Raw genomic sequence first — 7,431 nt, 5'->3', positions numbered from 1 at the left:
ACTTCATATTACAATCCGTCAGATAAAAAATGGCGATTTGCGTCCGGTCCCGAAGATTCAGCTTCCCCAGGATTTCGGTGACATAGTTTTTGACGGTGCCTTCGCTTAAGAAAAGCTGTCCGGCAATTTCCTTATTGGACAAGCCGTCCGCAATAAGAACGACGACTTTCTTCTCGGCCGGGGTCAGCCCGAATTGTTCCAGCTCAGCAGCTTTAGGGACGGGCTGCGCCGTTGGACGAAGCATGCCAGTCAGCTTGCGGGCGATATCGGGATGAATCAGCATGTTACCGTCATGCACCGTTTTGATTCCCTGGATGATGCGGTCCGGCGGAATGTTCTTCAGCAGATAACCGCTAGCCCCGTTCCTCAGAGCCTCCACAATATAATCATCATCATCGAAGGTAGTCAGCATAAGCACTCGCACATCCGAATGTCGTTCACGAATCCGCCGCGTTCCTTCCACGCCGTCACATACCGGCATCCGAATGTCCATGAGCACGACGTCGACAGGAGGTCCCTCCTCCAACAAAGCCAGCGCTTCCTCGCCGTGCTCCGCGACAGCCGATACTTCGATATCCGGGTCCATCCCTACCAGTAATTTCAAGCTTTCCCGAATGAACGGGTCATCATCTACAATTAAAACGGATATCATGGATGGCCACGACCTTTCTATAAAATAAGATACTGCGTCTTGTCTTGTTAAATTACATAATCTCACGCTTCTGGTAGACAGGCAGCCGGGTGATGACAGTAAAAGGTACGGTTCTCCGTACCTCAAGCGTCCCACCCACCACTTGGGTTCGTTCGAGCATGCTGCTCATTCCGATACCTTGACGGTCCGGTGTTGCTTCGTGGCCAGCCGGCTCCTGGACTGTGCCATCGTTGGAAACCTCCATCCGGACGTCCTGATCTCCGTAATGCAGGATGATTTGGATTCGTTTAGCCTCGCCATGGCGGATGGCGTTCGTGATAGCTTCACGGGCATTTTTGTATAGCACCACCTGTTGACTGGGATAGAGAGGGTAGGGGATGCCCTGCAATATAAGGTCGGTCTCGATCCCGGTCTCCCGGCCGGTCTCTTCCAGGAGCCGATCCAGGGAATAGTCGTCCGTGATCCGCCGGACCGGGTTCATTTGTTTTACGGCCGATCGCATCTGCTCCATGCTCTCTCCTAGCTGGTCACGGATTTGATGGAGCATATCCATACCGCGGACAGAATCTTGAGGCACGATATGGAGAGCTGCTTCCATCATCATTTTTATGCGAATCAGGCGGTGGCCGATATCGTCATGCAGCTGGCGGGAGATGCGGTTACGCTCCTCGGCCTGCGCTGCGCTCTCTACCTGATGGGCAAATTGCAGCAATTGTCTGCCTGCTTCATCCTGCTGGAAATGCAGCCTTTTCAGCTCGTCGTATAACTGAATATGATCCAATTGCTTCTGATTCATTTCATGGATGTGGTTGAACGTTACCGCCATGAACAGAAACAGAAGATTGGCTGTCGTCAATAGCAGCGCATCGTAATTGGTAATGGCCATGTTGAGCAGCAGAAGGTGACCAAACACCAGACATAGCCTACCTGGCCGCTGGAATAAGGGCAGATAGACGCATAGGGTGGAGACGGACAGGAACACCATCATGAAGCCGTATTGATGGCATAGCCACAGAGATAGTGGGATTTCCAGCAGAGCGGCTGCCTTCAGATAAGCAGGCGATGGCAAAAAGCGGCTTAGCACCGTAATCGCCAGAAACAGCAATATGTACACCATATATTCCCCGTAATCATCGAGCTGCTGCAAAAAGATGTCCGCGGCGGCTGGAAGAAGAATTAAGCCATATCGGAGATAGGTAAGTGGGGATGTCACGTGCGATCAGACCCTTTTCCATAGTGAAATCAAAACGTTCAAACGATTGGCTTCATTATATCACAAGGATGTTTTTGGTAAGGAGATGACTTTCGTCACCCTATAAGGTGACTTCTTCTACCTTAAAAATTCGGATATTCCAGATAGAATGAAATCAACAAATGGTTACGAGAGATATGAGAAATGGAGATGGTGAATATGGCGGTCTTTCTGCAGATGAAGGATGTCGTGAAAAGATATGGAAACAAGCTGTCGGTGGATCATATGAACCTGGAAGTGAACGAAGGGGAAATCTTTGGGCTTCTAGGACCGAACGGGGCCGGCAAAAGCACGTCTATCAGTATGATCTGTGGCCTTCTTCCCAAGGATCAGGGCAGCATTAAGGTGGACGGTATATCGATTGAAGAGCAGCCGCTGGAAGTGAAGCGGAGAATCGGGTTGGTGCCGCAGGATCTGGCTCTGTACGAAGAGATGTCGGCTTGGGATAATGTCGCTTTTTTTGCGAAATTGTACGGGCTGCGCGGCCACCAGTTGAAGGAACGGGTGGAAGAGGCGCTGGAGTTTGTCGGCTTGCAGGATCGGGCGAAGGAAAAGCCGTCCACCTTCTCCGGGGGGATGAAACGCAGGCTGAATATTGCATGCTCGATCACGCACCGTCCGAAGCTGATCATTATGGATGAGCCTACGGTAGGGATTGATCCGCAGTCCCGGAATCATATCCTGGAATCCGTGAAGACGTTGAACCGCATGGGCTCTACCGTAATTTATACGAGTCATTATATGGAGGAAGTTGCTGCGATCAGTGATCGGGTGGCGATTATGGATCAAGGTCATGTTATCGCCTGCGGGACGCAGCAGGAGCTTCGGGCACGCGTGGCGCATGAGGAAAAAATCATACTTACGGCTGATGGGATCACACCGGAATTGGTGGAGGAGTTGACCATTCACCCGCGCGTTCGACGCGTCACGCAGAATGATAACCAGATTGAGGTCTATGTACCGTCGGCTCAGGAGGAGCTACAGGATATTCTGTTCATCTGCAGTAAGCAGCATACGACGCTTCGCTCTCTGGAGTGCGAGGAACCGGGGCTTGAAACGCTATTTCTCAGTCTGACCGGGCGGACGCTGCGTGATTGATCATAAGGGACATGTGCAGAGGAATTCATGAAGGAGGAATACCCGAAGATGAATACGATGATTATTGCCTGGTTTGAGCTGAAGCGGATGGCTACCAGCCGATCGGTGCTGATTAACCAGTTTTTGCTTCCGCTCATCCTTATTTTTATATTGGGAAATGCACTCTCGGGCTGGTTTGGCAACGATCAGGAGTTTAAACAGCCATCGGTCAGAGTGGGATTTGTAGTGAATGCTGCGGACGGAGGTCAGCTGCCGGGGAGTGTTCAGGCTCTAACCGGCTCACCGGAGATACAGGACATTCTGGTTCAAGAGATGGCAGCCAGCCGTGAAGAGGTTGAAGGAAAGCTGCGCAGGGGCGAAGTGGATTATGCGGTGGTAATTCCCGCTTCTTTTGATGAACGAATGGGCCAGGGAGCGGACGTGAAGCTTGAATTGTTGCCCGGAAGAGACCGTAATCTCAACCTGGTAGCAGACACCATCTTCAAGACCTTTATCGCGGATGTCAATCACAAACAGGCGGAGGTTATCGTTATGGGCGGAGATAAAGTTCTTGCCGCTCAAACGGCAGCACCTGTTGAAACCTCGTCCGGACCGAACGTAACGATCGGGAAACTAAGCGAGAAAGGAGCCACGTATTCAGCAGCCCAATATTACGCAGCCTCCATGCTGATCATGTTTCTTTTGTATTCCGGTCAGATGGCAAGCAGCAGTCTGCTGGGAGAGCGGGAAAGCCGGACCCTGTATCGCCTGCAAAGCGCACCGGTCACACCCGGAACTGTATTTGCCGGTAAGATTATCGGCTGCAGTCTAATCACACTTGTACAGGCAGCAGCGATTGTGCTGGGTTCCATGTGGCTGTACGGCGTGAAATGGGGGCCTCACCCTTTGCTGCTCATCATGGTCTGCGTATTAATCACGTTATCGTCCATGACCATTGCCACGTTTATAACCCTGGTCTCCTCAACGGCGGCAGGAGCCAGGGGGCTGATGCAGGCGATCATTATCGCCATGACGTTTATCAGCGGAGGCTTCATACCGCTTCCCGTGGAATTTTTCCAGAAGATCGGCGCCTTCACTGTCAATCATTGGGCCATGCAGAGCATGCTGCGGATGATGCTGAACAGCGACGTGCAATTGATTCTCACTTGCCTCGGTATGCTAGCGGCTATTACCGCGGCCCTGTCGGCTGCAGCCATGATTACGTACAGAAAGGTGGGATACCATGCATAGCTTAACCATAGCCTGGCATATGGTAAGACGCACACTGGGGCGCAAAAGAGGCTGGATCGTCTTCCTGCTGGTTCCTTGCGTGGTTGTTACCTTGACGGTGTTTTTCTTGGGGCAAACCTCGGCTGCGAGCATTCTAGTCTCTTATGTGAATGAGGATGAGGGCCCGGCAGGTCAGTATCTGATGAACGAGCTGGAGCGCAGCGGCCAATACGTACTCAAGGAGTTCGAATCCGAGAACATGTTGAGAGAAGACCTGGTGGAGAATAAAAGCATGGTAGGTGTTTATATACCGGAGGGCTTCAGCGACGGATTGATTGAAGGACAGTGGCCGACGGTTCAGGTATATGAGGCTTCAACTTCGGAAGCTTCAGTGATGATACGAATGACGGCGGACTCTGCGGTTACGCGTCTGAGCGGCACGGCTGCTTTGATCCGGGAAACTTCGGAGCCGGCTGTTGACCGAATGTTGATGCTGCAAGAAGTGCTCAAGCAATCCGGGCTGAATCGGGTGGATACTGAGGTCACGGATTTGAATCTGTACGCCAAGCCGGGACTCTCGAACGTAACAGGCTTCACCCTGATGTTCATGATGACCCTCATCTCCAGCGTTGTGTCGATGATGATCGATGACCGCAGACAGCGAACGCTGTCTCGCATGTACACTGCACCGGTGCGTGCCTATCAGATCGCTTTAGGTAATTTTCTGGGCAGTTTGGTGGTTGGCTCGCTGCAGGTGATCATCGTGCTCATCCTCAGTCGGTATGTGCTCCGTTACGATTACGGAGTTCCGTTACTGCTGCATTTCCTTATACTGATGGCCTTCATGATGGTATCGTTAGGGCTGGCAAGTACGGTTGCTGGGTTGATCCGGAACGGGCAAAATGCAGCTATGATCAATTCCATGATCGTCACGCCGACCTGCATGCTGGGCGGGTGCTTCTGGCCGCTTGCCATCATGCCGGAATTCATGCAGAAGATCGCCAACTTCATACCGCAAAAATGGGCCATTGAGGCGGTGGAGATTGCGGCTACAGGCGGCACGTTATCCGATATCGCACTGCCATTGGCCATCCTCAGTCTGATGGCGGTCATTCTGCTGGCCGTCGGTTCCGCTGTCCTGCGGCCAAGCGAGCGCGGGGCAGGGCACAGCGCTTAACGAGTATGTTGGAAACCTCATGTCTCTCAGGAACATTGTTAGTGATCGAATCATTTTTTTAAAAAGAAAGCGCCCGGTCAGATCTGAATGCATGGATTCAGTCTACCGGGCGCTTATTTCATATAGGTGACGATGGGTTGAGCATTTTCTTCTAAGGCAAGGCATGGAGCGGGTTGAGCCGCATGGAGGCCATCTTCCTACTCCTTAAGCTGCCGTAACACCGTAATTTCAACCCTTCGGTTCTTCTGCTTGCCTTCGGCAGTCGCATTATCCGCGGCTGGCCTCGTATCGGCATAGCCTGCATACTGGAAGCCTTCCGGGTCCAGCTTGCTGTTCTCAAGGAAGAACCGCAGCACTGACATCGCCCGGGCACCGGAAAGCTCCCAGTTGTCCTTGTAGCTGGAATAGCGTCCGATCGGTACATTGTCCGTATGCCCCTCGATGCTCACGGTGGTGTTTAAATCGCCGAACAGGCTTGCCAATTTGCCCAGAACGGGAGCGGCCCCGGGTTTAAGCTCGGCCTTGCCGACATCGAACAGAAAGCGGTCGCTTAACGTAATGGCAATCCCTTGCGGCTCGTCCGCGATGAAGATATCCTCTTCGAGCTGGTTGTCTTTCACGTATTGCTGAATAAGCCCCATAAAGTTCGCCAGCTCTTCCTCCTGGGCACGGAAAGCCAGCTCCCGCTCGGTTAGCGGTTCTGAACCTGCATCTTTACCCTCTTCTTCCTCATTGGCGGCAGGCTGTGGTGGAGGATTCTTATGGTTCTCCGTATCGGCTGTACCGGTAAGGCCCGAACCCATCTCCAGGATGCTGTCTCCGCTCTGGAAGGTGGCTTGCAGGGATTGGGTGACAAGTTTGTATTTTTCCGTATCGAGCCGGCTCATGGCATACATCACAACAAAAAAGATCAGGAGCAGTGTAATCAGGTCGGCATAGGTGATCATCCAGCGGTCGCGCTGGTCGCCTTCAGCCTGCTTACGATGACGGCGCCGTCTATTCGGCTGTCTCATGCGCGATCCCCCTTGAGGACGGAATGTCCGTGGTGCCAGCGGAAGCGAAGGAGGCTAGCTTTTTACGAACCAATAGTGGGTGCTCCCCGTTTTGAACAGCCATAATTCCTTCGAGCAGCAGCTCCATATTTGCAATTTCTTCTTCGGAACGTGCTTTAATCTTGGACGCAATGGGCAAAAAGATAATATTGGCACTTGCGACGCCGTATAAAGTGGCAGTGAACGCGACCGCGATCGAAGGTCCGAGATCGGTTGGGTCTTGCAGACTGCCCAGCACGTGGATCAATCCCATGACGGTACCGATGATCCCCATGGTAGGAGCATATCCCCCGGCGGACTCGAAAATCTTGGCATACCCTTCGTGCTTCTGCTCGGCGGCATTGATATCGAGCTCCAGGATTTGGCGCACCATTTCCGGATCGCTGCCGTCGACGACCATCTGCATGCCTTCCCGCAAGAAGGGATCCTCGTGATCGGCGGAGATACGCTCCAGCGCCAGGACCCCGTCTCTTCTGGCCGTAACCGACATATCAACAATGGCGTCAATCAGCTCGTCCGTTGAACGGTTGCTGCGGCCGAAGGCCAGCTTGAGCGCAGCGGGGATGGTGCGGAGCCGGGTGGCCGGAAAACTGACGACGACGGCGGCGATGGTGCCGCCGAATACGATAAGCGCAGCCGCTCCTTGCAGCAGGCCGCTCAGATGCCCGCCTTCCCATAAAAACCCTCCGATCAACGCGACCAGACCGGCGAGAATGCCAAAAATAATTGTAATATCCATAACGCTGTATCATCTCCTTAAGGAAGTTAATTGAAGACCATGGGTTCGCTTGAAGCTAGTCCGACATGGAATATGAAGGCTGTGGGGTCATACAAGTTGAAGCACGGAACATTCGCGCTGGAACTTATTGAAATTTTCATTAAACTATTTGCATCAAAAAAACGTAAAGGGTATAATGAGACGGGAACAAATATTCTTATTCTTTACGTAGACACCACTAATTTCCCATAGTATATCATCGGGAAGTTTCGA

The 7,431-nt window shown here is 52.4% G+C and carries 7 protein-coding genes; 3 read left to right on the top strand and 4 right to left on the bottom strand.

Annotated elements, in window-relative coordinates:
* Nucleotides 1-652 (bottom strand): response regulator (locus J7E85_RS19490; RefSeq protein ID WP_215160596.1); only part of this gene is annotated, 652 nt, incomplete at its 3' end.
* 52 nt (nucleotides 653-704) lie between these two features.
* A complete protein-coding gene (locus J7E85_RS34885; RefSeq protein ID WP_353049530.1) occupies nucleotides 705-1,865 on the bottom strand; it encodes a sensor histidine kinase in 1,161 nt (386 codons plus the stop codon).
* A 189-nt stretch (nucleotides 1,866-2,054) separates the two neighbouring features.
* Between J7E85_RS34885 and J7E85_RS19480 the strand changes: the two genes are divergently transcribed.
* Genes J7E85_RS19480 through J7E85_RS19470 form a run of 3 tightly spaced genes read left to right on the top strand, consistent with a single transcriptional unit; the run spans nucleotide 2,055 to nucleotide 5,388 of the window.
* On the top strand, nucleotides 2,055-3,002 hold the full coding sequence (locus J7E85_RS19480; protein ID WP_082361530.1) for an ABC transporter ATP-binding protein: 948 nt from the start codon (nucleotides 2,055-2,057) through the stop codon (nucleotides 3,000-3,002).
* Between the two features lie 48 nt (nucleotides 3,003-3,050).
* Entirely contained in the window at nucleotides 3,051-4,232 is a 1,182-nt protein-coding gene (locus J7E85_RS19475) for an ABC transporter permease (protein WP_215160594.1), read from the top strand.
* Entirely contained in the window at nucleotides 4,225-5,388 is a 1,164-nt protein-coding gene (locus J7E85_RS19470; protein WP_215160591.1) for an ABC transporter permease, read from the top strand. The genes J7E85_RS19475 and J7E85_RS19470 overlap by 8 nt, the downstream gene beginning before the upstream one ends.
* Nucleotides 5,389-5,585: 197 nt before the next feature.
* Here J7E85_RS19470 and J7E85_RS19465 read toward each other — a convergent pair whose 3' ends face one another.
* A complete protein-coding gene (locus tag J7E85_RS19465) occupies nucleotides 5,586-6,401 on the bottom strand; it encodes a flagellar motor protein MotB (RefSeq protein WP_215160589.1) in 816 nt (271 codons plus the stop codon).
* The gene (locus tag J7E85_RS19460; protein WP_215160587.1) at nucleotides 6,385-7,179 is read right to left on the bottom strand and encodes a flagellar motor protein; all 795 of its coding nucleotides are present in this window, start codon (nucleotides 7,177-7,179) and stop codon (nucleotides 6,385-6,387) included. Before J7E85_RS19460 ends, J7E85_RS19465 begins: the two co-directional genes overlap by 17 nt.
* Between the last annotated feature and the right edge of the window lie 252 nt (nucleotides 7,180-7,431).

Source organism: Paenibacillus sp. ISL-20, assembly GCF_018613005.1.
Taxonomy (GTDB): Bacteria; Bacillota; Bacilli; order Paenibacillales; family Paenibacillaceae; genus Paenibacillus_AQ.
Note: the sequence above shows the minus strand (reverse complement) of the source record. Positions and strands in the feature narration are given on the sequence as shown.

Excerpts from the sequence above, each read along its gene's own strand:
- J7E85_RS19460 (WP_215160587.1), bottom strand. The coding sequence starts at position 7,179 with ATGGATATTACAATTATTTTTGGCATTCTCGCCGGTCTGGTCGCGTTG.
- J7E85_RS19470 (WP_215160591.1), top strand. The coding sequence starts at position 4,225 with ATGCATAGCTTAACCATAGCCTGGCATATGGTAAGACGCACACTGGGG.
- J7E85_RS19480 (WP_082361530.1), top strand. The coding sequence starts at position 2,055 with ATGGTGAATATGGCGGTCTTTCTGCAGATGAAGGATGTCGTGAAAAGA.
- J7E85_RS19465 (WP_215160589.1), bottom strand. The coding sequence starts at position 6,401 with ATGAGACAGCCGAATAGACGGCGCCGTCATCGTAAGCAGGCTGAAGGC.
- J7E85_RS19475 (WP_215160594.1), top strand. The coding sequence starts at position 3,051 with ATGAATACGATGATTATTGCCTGGTTTGAGCTGAAGCGGATGGCTACC.